This is a genomic window from Streptomyces sp. CB02009 (genome assembly GCF_001905825.1).
Classification (GTDB): domain Bacteria; phylum Actinomycetota; class Actinomycetes; order Streptomycetales; family Streptomycetaceae; genus Streptomyces.
Genome location: NZ_LIVV01000003.1, coordinates 156,866 through 171,686, shown reverse-complemented (window position 1 = coordinate 171,686; position 14,821 = coordinate 156,866). Strand labels below are relative to the sequence as shown.

The 14,821-nt window shown below is 73.4% G+C and carries 14 protein-coding genes; 3 read left to right on the top strand and 11 right to left on the bottom strand.

Translation table 11 applies throughout. The features are described from left to right. Positions 1-58: 58 nt before the first annotated feature. The 4 genes from AMK27_RS13750 to AMK27_RS13735 are packed head-to-tail and all read right to left on the bottom strand — an operon-like array spanning position 59 to position 4,261. Positions 59-1,354 carry a glutamate synthase-related protein gene (locus AMK27_RS13750; protein WP_073906350.1) on the bottom strand — a complete coding sequence of 432 codons (1,296 nt, stop codon included), beginning with the start codon at positions 1,352-1,354 and terminating at the stop codon, positions 59-61. Beyond that, the gene (locus tag AMK27_RS13745; RefSeq protein WP_073906349.1) at positions 1,351-2,373 is read right to left on the bottom strand and encodes an asparagine synthetase A; all 1,023 of its coding nucleotides are present in this window, start codon (positions 2,371-2,373) and stop codon (positions 1,351-1,353) included. The genes AMK27_RS13750 and AMK27_RS13745 overlap by 4 nt, the downstream gene beginning before the upstream one ends. Beyond that, on the bottom strand, positions 2,370-3,692 hold the full coding sequence (locus tag AMK27_RS13740; protein WP_073906348.1) for a methylaspartate mutase: 1,323 nt from the start codon (positions 3,690-3,692) through the stop codon (positions 2,370-2,372). Before AMK27_RS13740 ends, AMK27_RS13745 begins: the two co-directional genes overlap by 4 nt. Further along, the gene (locus tag AMK27_RS13735) at positions 3,689-4,261 is read right to left on the bottom strand and encodes a cobalamin B12-binding domain-containing protein (RefSeq protein ID WP_198955864.1); all 573 of its coding nucleotides are present in this window, start codon (positions 4,259-4,261) and stop codon (positions 3,689-3,691) included. Before AMK27_RS13735 ends, AMK27_RS13740 begins: the two co-directional genes overlap by 4 nt. Before the next feature lie 258 nt (positions 4,262-4,519). Between AMK27_RS13735 and AMK27_RS13730 the strand changes: the two genes are divergently transcribed. After that, positions 4,520-4,789, top strand: a complete 270-nt coding sequence (locus AMK27_RS13730; RefSeq protein ID WP_073906346.1) for a hypothetical protein — start codon at positions 4,520-4,522, stop codon at positions 4,787-4,789. A gap of 157 nt (positions 4,790-4,946) precedes the next feature. Further along, entirely contained in the window at positions 4,947-5,159 is a 213-nt protein-coding gene (locus tag AMK27_RS13725) for an MbtH family protein (RefSeq protein ID WP_055602877.1), read from the top strand. 90 nt (positions 5,160-5,249) lie between these two features. Here the strand turns inward: AMK27_RS13725 and AMK27_RS13720 are convergent, their stop codons facing one another. Together AMK27_RS13720 and AMK27_RS13715 are read right to left on the bottom strand one after the other, a co-directional pair. Then, positions 5,250-6,173 (bottom strand): ornithine carbamoyltransferase, encoded by a 924-nt coding sequence (locus AMK27_RS13720; RefSeq protein ID WP_073906345.1) that lies wholly within the window; start codon positions 6,171-6,173, stop codon positions 5,250-5,252. Between the two features lie 155 nt (positions 6,174-6,328). After that, positions 6,329-7,717 (bottom strand): helix-turn-helix domain-containing protein, encoded by a 1,389-nt coding sequence (locus AMK27_RS13715; protein ID WP_073906344.1) that lies wholly within the window; start codon positions 7,715-7,717, stop codon positions 6,329-6,331. Between the two features lie 194 nt (positions 7,718-7,911). On the opposite strand from AMK27_RS13715, the gene AMK27_RS13710 reads away from it, so the two are divergent. Further along, positions 7,912-10,959 carry an AfsR/SARP family transcriptional regulator gene (locus tag AMK27_RS13710; RefSeq protein ID WP_198955863.1) on the top strand — a complete coding sequence of 1,016 codons (3,048 nt, stop codon included), beginning with the start codon at positions 7,912-7,914 and terminating at the stop codon, positions 10,957-10,959. A 94-nt stretch (positions 10,960-11,053) separates the two neighbouring features. Here AMK27_RS13710 and AMK27_RS13705 read toward each other — a convergent pair whose 3' ends face one another. From AMK27_RS13705 to AMK27_RS13685, 5 genes are all read right to left on the bottom strand, one after another. Beyond that, on the bottom strand, positions 11,054-11,524 hold the full coding sequence (locus AMK27_RS13705; RefSeq protein ID WP_143204851.1) for a hypothetical protein: 471 nt from the start codon (positions 11,522-11,524) through the stop codon (positions 11,054-11,056). A gap of 203 nt (positions 11,525-11,727) precedes the next feature. Then, positions 11,728-12,165 (bottom strand): hypothetical protein, encoded by a 438-nt coding sequence (locus AMK27_RS13700; RefSeq protein ID WP_073906342.1) that lies wholly within the window; start codon positions 12,163-12,165, stop codon positions 11,728-11,730. 103 nt (positions 12,166-12,268) lie between these two features. After that, positions 12,269-12,916 (bottom strand): thymidine kinase, encoded by a 648-nt coding sequence (locus AMK27_RS13695; protein ID WP_073906341.1) that lies wholly within the window; start codon positions 12,914-12,916, stop codon positions 12,269-12,271. Positions 12,917-12,993: 77 nt separating this feature from the next. Then, the gene (locus AMK27_RS13690; RefSeq protein ID WP_073906340.1) at positions 12,994-14,199 is read right to left on the bottom strand and encodes an alkaline phosphatase family protein; all 1,206 of its coding nucleotides are present in this window, start codon (positions 14,197-14,199) and stop codon (positions 12,994-12,996) included. Next, positions 14,199-14,795, bottom strand: a complete 597-nt coding sequence (locus AMK27_RS13685) for a DUF5998 family protein (protein WP_030325407.1) — start codon at positions 14,793-14,795, stop codon at positions 14,199-14,201. Before AMK27_RS13685 ends, AMK27_RS13690 begins: the two co-directional genes overlap by 1 nt. Between the last annotated feature and the right edge of the window lie 26 nt (positions 14,796-14,821).

Genomic DNA, 14,821 nt, shown 5'->3' with positions numbered 1-14,821 from the left:
CGTGCCGGACATCCCGTACGGCCACGACTGGGAATCGCGTTGGTGGTGCTGAGGCGGGCTAGGCGGCGCCGGGGGCGGCCGGGGGCCGCTCCCACCGGTCCGGCAGGAGCAGGTCCTCCGGATCCAGGCCGTTCACGTGGTACTTACCGACCGCGCTGGTCAGCATCCGCAGTTCGAGGGCGAGGGCTTCGACGAGCCGGGTCAGGCCCGCCTCGCGGTCCTCGTCGACGGCGAGCAGTGCGGCGCGGCCGAGGCCGACGGCGCGGGCGCCGAGGGCGAGGGCCTTGACGGCGCGGGTGCCCTCCCACATGCGTCCGCTGGCGAGGAGGCAGTGGTCGGTGGGTCCGACCCGGCGCAGGCAGTCGGCGAGCGGCAGGCCGACGTGGCCGAGGAAGCCGGTGGGGGCCCAGGCGGTGCCGCCCTCCGCGCCGTCGACGGTGACGGAGTCCGCGCCGGCCGCCCAGGCGGTGGCCGCGGCGTGGGCCACGTCCCGGCCGGGGTGGAGCTTCACCCACACGCGGGCCCGGGGGAAGTTGTTGCGCATGAGGCGGATCTGCTGGCGCAGGATCTCCTCGGTGAAGGTGCCGGGGCTGGCGACCCGGAGCACCTGGTCGCTGCCGGCGCCGAACACCTCGTCGAGGGAGTACTGCTCGGAGACCTGGCCCGCGGTCTCCCGGTCGAGGAGGGTGAGTCCGCCGAGGCCGGGCTTGGCGCCCTGGCCGACCTTGAGCTCGAAGGCGAGGCGGCCGGTGGCGAGGAGGGGTTCCGTGACGGGGTCGCTGTAGACGAGGTTCCACACCTCGGCGTCGGCGTCCTCGGTGGACTGCTGGACGACGACGCCGCCGTGCTCGTCGTCGGCCGCCGCGGCGTAGGCGGCGATCCGGCCGAGCAGCGGGGAGGCGCCCGCCTCGCCCGCGCTGCGGTAGCCGTTGACGGGGACGACGTTCTCGCCGATGACCAGCGGGATGCCGAGCGCTCCGGCCTGCCGGCCCGCGGCCTCGCCGAGGTCGTGGCTGGCGACCCGGGTGGACCCGAAGGCCGACACGTACAGCGGCAGCCGGCTGCTGAACCCGCCGATGACGGTGTCGAGCGCGACGTCGCTGTAGAGCGGCTCGCGGGCGAGGTCGATGAGCTTCTTCAGCCGCTCGGGCATGAAGACGGGCGGCACGATCCGGATCCGTTCCAGGACGTCCTCCGGGTCGTACCCGGTCCGCTCCGGCGACGGGGCGGGAACGGCGCCGAGCAGTCCGGTGCCGTAGCCCGCCTCGGCGGGGAAGACCGCCCCGGCGCCGTGCCGGGCGCGCTGCCGGACCTGCTCCTCGGGGAAGCCGTCCGCGACGAGTGCGGTGCTCACGCCGACACCACCCCGGGGAGCTTCGGGTAGGCGCTGGCCTGCCAGGCGGCCTGCCGGCCGGTGACGTAGCGGGTGAAGCGCTCCAGGCCGATGCCGAAGCCGGAGCTGGCGGGGATGCCGCGGCGGGCCAGGTCCAGGTACCAGCCGTACTTGGCGGGGTTCTCGCCGGTCTCCCGCATGCGGGTGACGAGGGTGGCGTAGTCGTGCTCCCGCTCGCTGCCGCTGGCGAGTTCGCCGTAGCCCTCGGGGGCGATGAGGTCGAAGTTCCGCAGGACGCCGGGCTGTTCGGCGTTCTCCTTGTCGTAGAAGCCGCGGGAGCCCTTGGGGTAGTCGGTGATGAAGAAGGGGCGGTCGGCGCGGGAGGAGACGATCTCCTCGCCCTGCCAGTCGATCTCGGCGGCCGGGTCCTGGGGGTGGCCGAGGCCGATGAGCTCGGCGGTGGCCTGCTGGTGGCCGACGCGGCCGAAGGCGTCCGCGAAGATCCGGCGCAGGGCGTCGGCGTCCCGGCCGAGCACGTCGAGTTCGGCCGGCATGTGGGAGACGACCTCGGCGACGACATGGGTGACGAGCCGCTCGGCGAGGTCCATCGCGTCCTCGCGGCGGGCGTCGCGTATCTCGACGTCGATCTGGTGGAACTCGGCGAGGTGCCGGTGCGTGACGGCCGTCTCCAGGGGCTCCAGCCGGACGTTGGGCGCGATGTAGAAGATCTTGTCGAAGGCGAGGAGCGAGGCCTGCTTGTAGAGGATCGCGCTCGTCATCATCTTGTACTTGTGGCCGTAGAAGTCGACGTCCACCTGCTTGGAGCCGCGGATGCCGGGGTCGGTGACCGGGCCGATGATGGGCGGCAGCAGCTCCTGGAAGCCCTGGCCGGTCAGGAAGGCGCGGGTCGCGGCGAGCATGTGGCTCTGCACGCGCAGGGTGGCCCGGGTCAGCGGATCGGTGAGATGCGCGTCGGGCGACGCCGGGAACGGCAGGAGCGCCTCGTCCACGGCCTCGGCGATGGTGACGGTCATGGTCATACCTCCTGGAGGAGAGGGGCGTCGACGGGGAGGGGGCCGACGTCCTCGGTGCGGGTGTCGAGGTGGTCGTAACGGCGCTGTACGAAGGTCAGCGCGTCGTGCAGTCCGGTCGCGGTGAGCCGGGCGCCGCTGCGTCCGGCGACCCGGCCGATGGGCATGGCCCCGATGTTCGACCAGGTCAGGCGGCCCGCAGCGTCGATGTGGCTGCGGGAGCGGCCGGCGTTGTCGGGGTGCAGGCAGTACGGGACATCCAGGTAGCCGCGCTCGAAGGCCTTCAGGAGCGCGCTGCCGAGGTCGGTGTGCAGGTCGAGTACGGCGTCCACGAGGGCGCGGGCCTCCGCGTAGACGGGGTTGCCCGTCTCGTCGTCCCCGCCCTCGCCGTTGTCGGCGCCCGAGGTCGCGGCGGCCCGGCGGGCCGCCTCCGTCGCGATGCGCAGGGCCCGGACGTTCTCGGCGACGGTCGGGATGCGGTGGGCCTCGGCCGCGGTCTTCACGATGAGCCGCTGCCCGCCGGCCCGGACCGCGAGCTCGGCGGAGTCCGCGAGGAGGGCGTGGGCGCCGCGCGTGGTCCTCGGGTAGACGCCCATGTAGGTGTAGACGACGACGTGCCAGTCGGTGTCCGGCAGGAGTTCGGCCGCGAGCCGGCGCAGCGCGCGGACCGCCTGCCGGTCCTGCTCGGGGTTGGTCTGCTGGGCGTAGCTGAGCGAGACGGACCGCAGTCCGGCCCGGTGGAAGAAGACCCCTTCCAGGGCGCTGATGGCCACGAGCAGTCCCGGCGGGCAGAGCTGGCCGAGCATGCAGCCGCCGAAGCTCTCCAGGTGGGGTTCCGCGCCGTCGGCGCGCAGGGCGGCCAGCTGCCGGCAGGTCTCGTCCCAGTTGCGGACGGAGTCCTCCAGCGGGGTGCGTCCGTAGGGCAGGCAGTACGAGACGGGGCCGCCCTCCGTCGCGGTGAGGCCGAGCCTGGCGAGCGCGGCGACGATCCGCTGGGGCCGTGCCGAGCCGTGCCGGACCTGGACGGGGAAGGTGTCGTCCGCGAGTCCGTCCAGGACCCAGTGCGAGGTGCCCGGGCTGTAGGAGGTGATCGGGTAGCCGTTGAGCGGGATGCCGTCGCTCAGGGCGCGGACGGCGGAGGGCTCGTCGCAGACCCTGGTGTAGCTGTCGATGGTGAGGGTGCCGGCGACGGCGTCCGTGGCGGCCTTGGTGGCCGCGAGCCCGGTCCGCATCCGGGTGGGCTCGGAGAAGCCCATGCGGGGCTGGACGACGAGGGCGCCCCTGGCGTGGGCCGCGGCCACGAACCGGCCGAAGGACGTGGACGTCACCCTGCCACCCCTTCGAGGGAGGCGGCGGAGGCCACCGGGGCGAGATCGGCGGGGTCGCCGGGGACGCGGCCGACGGGGACGCGGCCGGCGGCCGGGGCGCGCTCGGCGTCCAGGCGGGCGATGAACGCCTCGAAGGCGCCGAGGCCCGCGTCCTGACCGTCCTCCGGGTCGTCCTGGAACACCGCGTCGAAGCCCGCCTCACGGAGCCGGCGGTCGTGCCCGGCCCGCTGCTCGGCGCCGAGGACGCCCAGCTTGCCGCCGATGACGGCGGGCAGTCCGGCCAGCTCCCAGCGCGAGCGGATCGCCCGGATGAGCTGGTCGGCGTCCTGGAAGCCGTGGCCGTTGACGGTGCTGACCACGAGCAGGTCGGGCTGGTACTTGCCGCAGGATTCGACGATCTCGTCCTGGGGGACGCACGGGCCCAGGTTGATGACGTGGTGTCCCAGGTCCTCGATCAGCAGCTGAATGAATACGAGGTTCCAGGTGTGCGCATCGGACGGCAGTCCGGTGACAACGACGTCCAGCGGCCCGGATCGCTCCGGGGACGCCCATTCCGCAGTCTGCATCATCACTTCTTCGTCCACATCGTGGGATGACAAGTGGGAGAAGGAGGTCCTGGATCGCTCGGAACATCCCTTCGGCATCGATCGTAGGAACGCCTGACCCCGCCGACCGGCGCCCCGGGCGGCAGCCGGGCGGCAGTTGCCGGTGCCTGTCGCCGCCGCCCTTCCGACCCGCCCTACAGTCGAAATCCGCCGCTCCGAAGCCCCGTCGGCCGGAGCGGAACGCGGGAGCACGCGCGTCCGAGAAACCTGAGGAGTGGACCCATGTCCCAGATCGCCCCCGCCGCGGAACTGGCCGCGGCCCTGCGCGACGTCATGACCGATGCCGACCGCCACGAGCCCCTGGGCGAGGCCACGTTCGCCCTACTGGAGGCGGCGGTGCAGTTGATCGACGCCGACCGGCCGGAGCTGGCGGACCAGCCGCAGCTGCGCACGGAGCTGCTGCGCGAGGCGCTCGGCTCGGTGCGGGCCGCCGCGGTCGCCACCGGCATCGCCGTCACGCGCGCCAACGAGGTGTCCCGCGTCCTCGTGTAGGAGCCCGGGCACGGGGCCGGCCGGCGCGTACGAGGCCCGGGCGGCCTGCCGCCCAACTGCCGCCCCGGCTGCCCGAACCGGCGGGCACCGTCTCGTAGCGTCGAGGCACCGGTGCGGCACCGGATCCCCGTTCCACGGAACCCACAGAGGTGAAGCCATGGCAACCAATCCGTTCGACGACGCCGACGGCCGTTTCGTCGTCCTGGCCAACGACGAGGGCCAGCACTCGCTGTGGCCCGCCCGGATCCGCCGCCCGGAGGGCTGGCAGCTGGTCCGCGAGGAGGGCAGCAAGCAGGAGTGCGCCGAGTACATCGAGGCCAACTGGACGGATCTGCGGCCCCGTTCGGTGGTCGCCGCGATGGGCGGCTGACGACCGTCGCCCACACGCGGGGGCGGCGTCGGTAACGGGTTCCACGAACCCGTACCGACGCCGCCCCCGTCCGTTTCCGGCGTGTGCCGGTCAGTTCTCGCCGACCACGCACCACTCCAGTACGGCCATCGCCGCGGTCATCTTGTGGTGGGCCTGCCGCCACGCGAGGCTGCGCTCACCGTCGAGGACCTCGTCGGTGACCTCCTGGCCGCGCACGGCGGGCAGGTCGTGCAGGAAGACGGTGTCGGGGCCGCTGTACCGCTCGAAGAACGCGCGGTCGATGGCGAAGCCCTCGAACGCCGTCAGCCAGTCCGGGTCCGCCTTCGGCACGCCCATGGTCTGCCAGCGGCTCGTGTAGACCGCGTCGACGGGGCCCTCGACCTCGGCCGGGTCGGTGATCCGGCGCACCTGGTGGTCGCCGCCGCTCAGTTCGTCGACGAGGTCCATGGTGCTCTTGGGCACCTCGTACCCCTCGGGGCTGAGCAGGGTGATCCGCAGCCCGGGGGTGAGCGCGCCGGCGAGTGCGAGCGCCGCGCCGGAGCTGTTGCCCTCGCCGACGACGAGTACGTGGAGCCCGGCGAGCTTCCCGAAGTGCTCGGCGAGCGTGGTCAGATCGGCGATCGCCTGGGTCGGGTGCTCGTCGAGGCTCAGTGCGTTCACCACGGCGAGGTCCGGGCTGCCGCCGAGGCGGCGCATCTCCGCCACGTCGCCGTTGGTGCGGACGACGAGCGCGTCGAGGTACTGGCCGAGGACGCGGCTGGTGTCCTCCACGGTCTCGCCGGTGGTCAGCTGGAGTTCGTCGGGGCCGAAGGTGATGACGTCGGCGCCCAGCCGGGTGGCACCGCTCCAGAACGAGGTCCGGGTCCGGGTGGACGACTTGCGGAAGTAGACACCGACCTGGCGTCCGGCCAGCGGCTTGTCGTCGACGCCGCCGGTGCCGAACTCGACGGCGCGGGCGACGATACGGGCGAGCTGCTCGGGCTTCAGGTCGGCGAGCGAGATCAGGTTGCGCATGGCGGACGGGCCTTTCTTCGAAGAAGGGGAAGGGGAAGGGGAAGAGAAAGCAGCAGGGGAAGGGGAGGAGGAGGAGGAAGCAACGGGAGGAAGGGGAGGAGCGGGAGGGGAGGCAGCGGAGGGGCGGGAAGGGGAAGCGGGGGCGCCGGGTCCGCTCAGGTGGTGACGAGGGCCGTCGCCGGTACGAGCGAGGCGGCGCGTTCGGCGGCGAGCTGCCGCACCAGGTTGAGCACCCCGAACCGGGGCGCTCCGTCCTCCTCGCCGGGAAGGCGCCGCACGAGGCCGCGCAGCATCAGCGCGTGGACGTCGCGCACCACGGCGGCCGGCGTCGCGGACAGGCCGGCGGCGGCCTGGTCGGCGCTCCAGCCGTCGGGAAGGAGGCTCAGGTCGCCGAGCAGCGCCGCGGGCCCGTCGTCGAGCCGGCCCACGGCCGCCGCGAGCAGCGCGGCGAGCCCCTCGCCGCCCGCGTCGCCGCCGGTGTCCGCGGCGGTCACGTCGTCCACGACGTCGAGCGGCGCGGTCCGGGCGATCCGCAGCAGCTCCGCGGGAGAGCGCAGCAGCAGCCAGGAGGCGGCTGCCTCCATCGCCCGCGGGACACCGTCGAGGGCCCGGCTGATCCCGGCGACCGTGCGCACCAGCGAGTCGCCGGGCATCAGGTCGGGGCGCATGTGACCGACGTACGACAGCATGAGTTCGACGGCGGGCTGGCCGGCGGTCAGGGAGGCGCCGGGCGTCTCCGGCCCGCTCGGGGACTCCCCCGGTTCCGGGTCGGGTACGGGCAGCGGGCCGAGCGGCAGCATCCGGTTGCCCGGGGTGCGGTGCGGCTCGCGGGTGGTGATCAGGACCTTGAGCCGCTCGCAGACGTGCAGCAGTTCCAGGAGCGGGGGCGTGAGGTGGGGGCCGGTGTCGTGGCCGTCGAGGACGAGCAGGGTGGCCCGGCCGCGTATCACGGAGGCGAGTTCGTCCAGGCCGCGGCCGCCGAGGGCGACCGAGCGGGCCCAGCCCGTCAGCGCGGACCGCGGGCTGCGGGTCCCGGTGGGCCCGGCCGCCGACGGCGCGGTCTCGTTCATGTCGACCCAGACGACGGGGGTCCGGTCGCGGCCGTGGAGCAGCAGGGCCGCCTCCTGGGCCAGTCGGGTCTTGCCCACCCCGGCCAGGCCCACCACGCTGAGGAGCCGCTCGTGCTCGGTGGCCAGCAGGCCGGTCAGGACGCGGAGTTCCTCGGCGCGGCCGACGAGTCTGCGCAACGGCTGGGGCGGCGGCGCCAGTTCGGCGCCGTACGCCTCGCGCATCACCGTGCCGGCCTCCGCCCCCTCGACGGCCAGCTCCAGGGCGGCGCGGCGGGCGTCGCTCAGCCGCATGGCGCCGGCGAGCAGCCGGAGCGTCTCGCGGCGCGGGTGCCGCACCCGCCCCTGCTCCAGATCACGGATGGCCCGGACGCTGACGGTCGACAGCCCGGCCAGTTGCTCCTGCGTGATCCCGGCCCACTGCCGTGCCGCCCGCAGCTGCTCGGCGAGCCCGTCCGGCGATGCCTGTTCGGTCATGACCAGTCTCCTTGCTGCATGGGGGGTCCTCAGTCGCGAGGGCCGTGAAGGAGTCGGCCTCGTGGGTCATACGGTGGCCGCACCGCTTACCGATCCCGTACCGCCTCGTTCCCGGGGGTCACGGGAACGGGCTAGGATCCGCAAACACCGGCGCCGAGGGCGCGGGCGGGAGACCTGGGGGGGTGCTCGCGGCAATGACCGCTGCCGAGGAGCAATCGCTGAGATTCAACGTGCTGGGCCCCCTCGAGGGCTGGGCCGACGGTTCCCGGCTGAGGCTGGGGGGCCTCATCCAGGAACGCGTGCTCGGGACGCTGCTCCTGGAGCCGGGACGGGTGCTGACGATCGGCCGGCTCGTGGAGTCGGCCTGGGCCGAGGACCCGCCGGCGACCGCCTCGCACCAGGTCCGCAAGGCGGTCGCGGATCTGCGTCGGCGCATCCCCGCGGGCAGCGAGGTCATCGTCACCGACGGCCCCGGATACCGGGTGGTGCTCGCTCCGGAGCAGCTGGACCTGACGGAGTTCGGGAATCTTGTGAAATCGGCCCGGGACGCCCCGGGCGAGGGCCGGGCGGTCGACGCGGTGGAATCCCTGCGCCGCGCCCTCGGCCTCTGGCGGGGACCGATCCTGTCGGGGGCGGGCGGCCCGGTGATCGAGGCGGCGGCCACCGCGCTCGAGGAGCGCAGACTCGCCGCGGCGGAGCAGCTCTTCGATCTGCGGCTCGGTCTCGGCGAGACGGCGGAGCTCGTCGTCGATCTGCGGGATCTGGTGCAGGCGCATCCCCTGCACGAGTCGCTGCGGGCGCAGCTGATGCTCGCCCTGTACCGCTCGGGCCGGCAGGCGGAGGCCCTGGAGGAGTACAGCCGGGTCCGCGAGCTCCTGGTGGAGGAGCTGGGCGTCGACCCGGGCCCCCGGCTGACCAAGGTGTACGAGGGGATCCTGCGCGACAGCCCGGAGCTGGCCGCCCCCGCTCCCCCGCCCGTCGCGGCCCCGGTCGCCGCTCCGCAGACGGCCCCCACCGAGGCGCCGTGCACCCTGCCGTACGACCTGGCCGACTTCACCGGGCGCGGCGACGAACTGCGGGAGCTGCTCGACTCGGCCGGCCGGGACTGCGCGCGGCATTCCCGGATCGTGGCCCTGGACGGCATGGGCGGCAGCGGCAAGACCTCCCTCGCCGTGCACGCGGCGCACTCGCTGGCCTCCGAGTTCCCCGACGGCCAGCTCTACATCGACCTGCGCGGATACACCCCCGGCGAGCAGCCGGTGACCGCCGGCGGGGCGCTCGACAGCCTGCTACGCGCCCTGGGCGTGCCGGGCGCGCGCATCCCGGAGGACCTCGCGGGCCGTACCGCGCTGTGGCGGTCGACCGTCACCGGGAAGCGGCTGCTGCTCCTCCTCGACAACGCCGCCGACGCCGACGGCGTACGACCGCTGCTGCCGACGACGCCCGGCTGCCTGGTCCTGGTGACGAGCCGGGCCCGGCTGGTGGACCTCGACTCGGCGCAGTGGATCTCGATCGACGTGATGTCGCCGGCGGAGTGCGCGGCGCTGATGGCGGAGACGCTGGGCGAGCGGCGGTACGCGGCGGAGCCGGAGGCGGCGGCCGAGCTGGCCCGGCTGTGCGGCCATCTTCCGCTGGCGCTGCGGATCGCGACCGCCCGGCTGCGCAACAGACCGCGCTGGACGCTGCGTTACCTGGCCGACCGGCTGCGGGACGAGACGCGCCGGCTGGACGAGCTGAGTTCGGGGCAGCGCAGCGTCGCCGCCACCCTGCGTCTGTCGTACCAGGCCCTGGATCAGGACTGCCGGACCGCGTTCCGCAGTCTGGCGCTGCATCCCGGCGGCGATCTCGACGTGTACGCGGCGGCCTCGCTCCTGGAGGCCGATCCGGCCGACGCCGAGGACATCCTCGAACTCCTCCTGGACGTCCATCTGCTGCAGCAGCCCGAGATCGGCCTGTACACCTTCCACGACCTGGTGCGCAGTTTCGCGCAGAGCCTGCGGTCGGCGGCGACGGAGGAGGACGACTCCGCGTCGACGCGCCGTCTGCTCGACTACTACCTGGCGGCGACGGAGTCGGCCTGCCAGGTGATGTTCCCGGGCCGGCGCCGCATTCCCACCGAGGTGGCGGAGGTGGAGGACGCGGACGAGTGGCGCACGCGGCTTCCGCGGTTCCCGGAGAGCGAGCAGGCCGAGCAGTGGTTCACGCGGGAGCAGGGGTCGCTCCTCGGCGCGGTGGGTCTGGCCGACCGGCTCGGGCACGATCGCCACACCGTGTTCCTGAGCCGCAATCTGGCCTTCCAGCTCAGTGCGCGGGGCCAGTTGGAGGAGTTCCGCTCGATGGGGCTCCTGGCGGTGGCGGCCGCGCGCCGGCTGGGCGAGCTGCCGCTGCTGGGGGTGAGCCTGTCCAACCTGGGCGTGGCCTGCTGGAAGCTGGGCCGCTTCGCCGAGGGGATCGAGGTGGCCACGGAGGGCCGTGACGTCGCCGAACGGCTGGGGGACGTGCAGACGCTGGCCCACAGCGAGGGCGCCCTCGGCCAGCTGAACAGTCTGCTCGGCCGGTTCCCGCAGGCGCTGTCCCATCTGGAGAAGTCGATCGCGCACCAGCGGGAGCTGGGCGCCAGCCGCGCGGAGGCGGAGAGCCTCACCCTGCTCAGCACCCTGTACGAGCAGTGGGGGCGGCACGAGGAGGCGGCGTCGGCGGCCCGTCGGGCGATCGCGCTCTGCGACGAACTGGGCCAGCACGAGAACAAGTTGGTGGCCTTCACGGACCTGGCGTTCGCCCATGCCTGCCTCGGCGACAACGAGGCCGCCGACACCTGCCTCGCGCGGGCGCGGGCCCTGTGCACCGAGAACAGCGACCCGGGGCAGGTGGCGCTCGCCCTCGCGCTGCTCGCGGAGGTCGCCCAGCGGCTCGGCCGGGACGAGCAGGCCGTCCGGTACGCGGACCGGGCCATGGAAACCATCGGGCCAAACGTTTCTCCACTGCGCCGGGCCAAGGTCGAGAACACCGTCGGCCGCTATCTCTACAAGCGCAAGGAGTACGTGGCGGCGCTCGGCCTGCACGAGAGCGCCCACGAGGTGGCGCACTCCCTCGACTTCCGCATCGAGATGGCCTACGCCCTGTCCGGCATGGCCCGCGCCCAGTCCGCCCTCGGCCTCTCGGAGGAGGCGGCGCGCAACGAGCGTGCGGCGGAGGAGCTGTTCGGCGAGATGGGCGTTCCCGCGGAACGCCGTCGCAGCTGACGCGACGGGGGCGGCCGACTTACGCGGTGGGCGGCTTGCGGTGCTGCGGCCTACGGGGCGGGCGGCCCAGGAGACTGAGGCCTGCGAGCGGGAATCAGGCGGCGAAGACGCTCGGGCCGCCGGCCGCGGGCACGCCCTTGCCGATCACGGTGGGGCCCTGGTCGTCGGTGGCACCCGCCTGAACGACCCGGGGCTTGATGACGGTGGGACCCTGGTCGTCGGTCGCACCGGCCTGAACGACCCCGCCCTTACCGATCACCGTCGGACCCTGGTCGTCGGTCGCACCGGCCTGGACGACCCGGGGCTTGATGACGGTCGGACCCTGATCGTCGGTGGCACCGGCCTGAACGACCCGGGGCTTGATGACGGTCGGACCCTGGTCGTCCGTCGCACCGGCCTGGACGACGCCGCCCTTGCCGATCACCGTCGGGCCCTGGTCGTCGGCCTGGACCTGGACGCCGACCGGCCGGCTCTGCTCGTGACCCGCCTGCACCGTGGCCCCGAGCCCGAGGGCGAGAGCGGCGGCGACGACGATCCCGGCGAATCCAGTCGACTTGCGTCCCATGGCCATATCCCCTTTACGTGGTTTTCTCCGGTTCTGCTTCCCGACACCACGTACTTTCCGGTGACCCGTTCCCGGACCGTTCCCGAGCCGATACCGCCCTCCGGTACGGCACGGGAACGCACCCGGGAACGCCAGGTCAGCCCGGGTACAACCCTCCTGCGGAATCCCGCACGGCCCGCCGGGGACACCCCCGGCGGCCCCTCTCAGCCCGGCGCCCCCGCCCCCGGCTCCCGCGCGAACACGGTCGCGCCGCCGCCCAGCCGGCAACTGACCACCCGTGGACCCCGCTCAGTGAGGACCACGGTGGTGCACACCCGCCCGGATCCGATGTCCGCGAGATCGAGCAGCGCGCGCACGGTCGCGCGCAGCGCGGCGACCTCCTCCTCCCCGGGACCGGAGGCGCGGTCGGGCGGGGGCTGGCCGGGGTCGCGCAGCGCCCTGATGTCCACCACGGTGTGCATGCTGTTGTCGCTGACGGTCTCGACGGTGAACTCGGGCCCGTCCCAGGACCCCTCTCCGTCCGTACGGGCATCCGGCAGGCCCGCGCGTTCACCCTCGACCGACCGCTCGATGGCGGACAGCTCCTGAAGGATGTGGCGCAGGCCCTCGGCCACGTCGATGCGGTCCGGGGGATGTTTCATCGAAAGACTCCTCCTGCAGAGAACTACTCCGCCAGAGTCGATCGCCCCGATACCGTTTCCCTCCCGCTCCGGTCCCGCCGTACGGGCCGGGACCCGCGGAGGCTCAGCCGTTGACCGGCAGCACGTCCGGGGAGAGGGCCCCCGCCCGGGCCGCGGCGGAGGTCATGCGGCGCCGGTGGTGGCGCCGGCACAGCACCTCGTAACCGATCTCCTCGGCCGGGCGGTTCACGTCGCCGACGACGACCTGCTCGCCCTCGACGACCATCTCGCCGCCCACCGTGCGGGCGTTGTGCGTGGCGCGGGCGCCGCACCAGCACAGGGCCTCGACCTGGAGCTGCTCGATGCGGTCCGCGAGCTCGATGAGCCGCTGCGAGCCGGGGAAGAGCTTGGTCCTGAAGTCGGTGGTGATGCCGAAGGCGAAGACGTCGAGACCGAGATCGTCGACGACCCGGGCGAGCTGGTCGATCTGCTCCGGGGCGAGGAACTGCGCCTCGTCGACGATCACGTAGTCGGCCTTGCCGCCCTGGGAGAGCTGGGCGACGAGGTACGCGTAGAGGTCCATGCCCTGCGGCGCCTCGACCGCCTCCGTCACCAGGCCGAGCCGCGAGGAGAGCTTGCCCTCGCCCGCCCGGTCGTCACGGGTGAAGATCACGCCCTGGAGCCCTCGCGCGTCACGGTTGTGGGCGATCTGGAGTGCCAGGGTGCTCTTCCCGCAGTCCATGGTTCCGGAGAAGAAGACCAGCTCGGGCATGACGGGACGGGGACCTTTCGGGTCGTGGAGGGGGCGGGGTGCCGGGGCGCGTCCGGGGGTCCGGAGTCCCGGCGGGTTCAGGAGCGGACTTCGAGCAGCGGGACGAGCTGCTCCGCGGGGGTCATGGACCCGTGCATGCCGGCCATCGCGGACTCGTGGGGCTCGTTCACGGAGGCGGTGATCGCCACGTCGTCGTGGGCCGCGACGACGACGTCGCCGATCCGCCCGTACACGCGCTCGTCGATCTCGTCCCCGAACCAGCCGAGCGAGATCGCCTCGTCGCGGCTCGCGACCCAGAACTGCTCGCCGACCACCTCGCGCCAGCAGGTGAGGACGTCCGCCTCGGCTCCGGGCACGGCGTAGACGTGCCGGGCGCGTCCTTCGCCGCCGAGGAGGGCGACGCCCGCGCGGAGCTCCCAGTCCTCGTCGAAGTCGATGCGGTGCTGGTCGTCGAAGGGGATGTCGACCATGCCGTGGTCGGCCGTGACGTACAGCGCCGAGCGGGGCGGCAGCTGCTCGGCGAGCCGCTGCACGAGCCGGTCGACGAACATCAGCTGGCCGCGCCAGGCGTCGGAGTCCATGCCGAAGCGGTGTCCGGCGCCGTCGAGTTCGCTGTAGTACGTGTAGACCAGCGAGCGGTCGCCCGCGCCGAGCTGCTCGGCGGCGAAGTCCATCCGCTCCTCGCCGGAGAGCCGCCCGTGGAACGTTCCGCCGCTCAGCGCGACCTTGGTGAGCGGGGTCTGCTCGAAGATCGGGGAGGACACCTGCGCGGTGTGGATCCCGGCCTCGTGGGCGAGCCGGAAGACGGTGGGGTACGGCTGCCAGACACGCGGCGAGGTCCACGGCTTCCAGCGCAGCTGGTTCATCAGCTCGCCGGTCTCGGGGTTGCGCACGGTGTAGCCGGGCAGTCCGTGCGTACCGGGGTAGCGGCCGGTGCCGACGGAGGCGAGCGAGGTCGCCGTGGTGGCGGGGAAGCCGGCGGTGATCGGGCGGCCGGTGCCCCCGCGCGAGGAGCCGAGGAGCGAGGTCAGGTACGGGGCCTCGTCCGGGTGGGCCTTGATCTGCTCCCAGCCGAGTCCGTCGATCAGGAAGACGCAGTTCCGGTCGGCCGGGGAGAGCTCGGCGATCCGGGCCTCGTACCCGGGCACGCCCTGACCGGCGACGAGCGTCGGCAGCAGGTCGCCGAGGGAGCCGAAGGTGTACTCGGGGACCGGCGCGGTGTCCGGGGCGAGCGGAACCGGGTCGTCGGGCCAGCCGTGGGTCACGGCGGTCGGCTGCACCATCAGCGCGTGGGGGCGGCGGTGGCCGCGATGGCTTCGGACAGGGCCTGGGCGAAGACGAGGGTCTGCCGGACGGTGTCCGGGCCGTCCCCGGCCTCGCTCACCCGGAGGCTGAGGTCGTCGGCGGTGGCGTTGCCCGTGTAGCCGTGGTCGGCGTCGCAGTTGGCGTCGCCGCAGGCGGCGGGCTCCAGGTCGATGCGGGAGACGGCGCCCCAGCCGATGGTGAGGACCACCTCGCGGGGCAGTGTGCCGGGGGTGTACGACTCCGGGTTGGCGACGACACGGCTGACGACGACCGACGAGATCCGGTCGAGCTTCACGGACTCGGTGGACGTCGTGGCGTACGGCGTCGGGGAGCTGGTGTCGGCGGCCTGCTCGTCGGTGTGGCTGACGATGAAGCGGTGCGGCGTCAGGACGAGGACGGTGACGTGGCGCCGGACCTCGTTGGCGTCGAACGTGGTCTCCTGGTGCACGACGTACGACGCGACGGCCTCGCCGCCGACGGCGGCCTCCACCGCCTCGGCCACGAGGGCCGGGTAGTAGCCGCTGCGCTCGATCGCCGCGCGCAGCCCCTGGGTCGTCGTACCGGTCTTCGCCATGGACTCCATCCTACGGGGCTGCGGGC

What these genes read in the sequence shown, in the direction of transcription:
- AMK27_RS13735 (WP_198955864.1), bottom strand. Translation starts at nt 4,261, where the DNA reads ATGATGCAGACTGCGGAATGGGCGTCCCCGGAGCGATCCGGGCCGCTG.
- AMK27_RS13700 (WP_073906342.1), bottom strand. Translation starts at nt 12,165, where the DNA reads ATGAAACATCCCCCGGACCGCATCGACGTGGCCGAGGGCCTGCGCCAC.
- AMK27_RS13690 (WP_073906340.1), bottom strand. Translation starts at nt 14,199, where the DNA reads ATGGTGCAGCCGACCGCCGTGACCCACGGCTGGCCCGACGACCCGGTT.
- AMK27_RS13745 (WP_073906349.1), bottom strand. Translation starts at nt 2,373, where the DNA reads ATGACCATGACCGTCACCATCGCCGAGGCCGTGGACGAGGCGCTCCTG.
- AMK27_RS13695 (WP_073906341.1), bottom strand. Translation starts at nt 12,916, where the DNA reads ATGCCCGAGCTGGTCTTCTTCTCCGGAACCATGGACTGCGGGAAGAGC.
- AMK27_RS13705 (WP_143204851.1), bottom strand. Translation starts at nt 11,524, where the DNA reads ATGGGACGCAAGTCGACTGGATTCGCCGGGATCGTCGTCGCCGCCGCT.
- AMK27_RS13730 (WP_073906346.1), top strand. Translation starts at nt 4,520, where the DNA reads ATGTCCCAGATCGCCCCCGCCGCGGAACTGGCCGCGGCCCTGCGCGAC.
- AMK27_RS13715 (WP_073906344.1), bottom strand. Translation starts at nt 7,717, where the DNA reads ATGACCGAACAGGCATCGCCGGACGGGCTCGCCGAGCAGCTGCGGGCG.
- AMK27_RS13720 (WP_073906345.1), bottom strand. Translation starts at nt 6,173, where the DNA reads ATGCGCAACCTGATCTCGCTCGCCGACCTGAAGCCCGAGCAGCTCGCC.
- AMK27_RS13725 (WP_055602877.1), top strand. Translation starts at nt 4,947, where the DNA reads ATGGCAACCAATCCGTTCGACGACGCCGACGGCCGTTTCGTCGTCCTG.
- AMK27_RS13710 (WP_198955863.1), top strand. Translation starts at nt 7,912, where the DNA reads ATGACCGCTGCCGAGGAGCAATCGCTGAGATTCAACGTGCTGGGCCCC.
- AMK27_RS13685 (WP_030325407.1), bottom strand. Translation starts at nt 14,795, where the DNA reads ATGGCGAAGACCGGTACGACGACCCAGGGGCTGCGCGCGGCGATCGAG.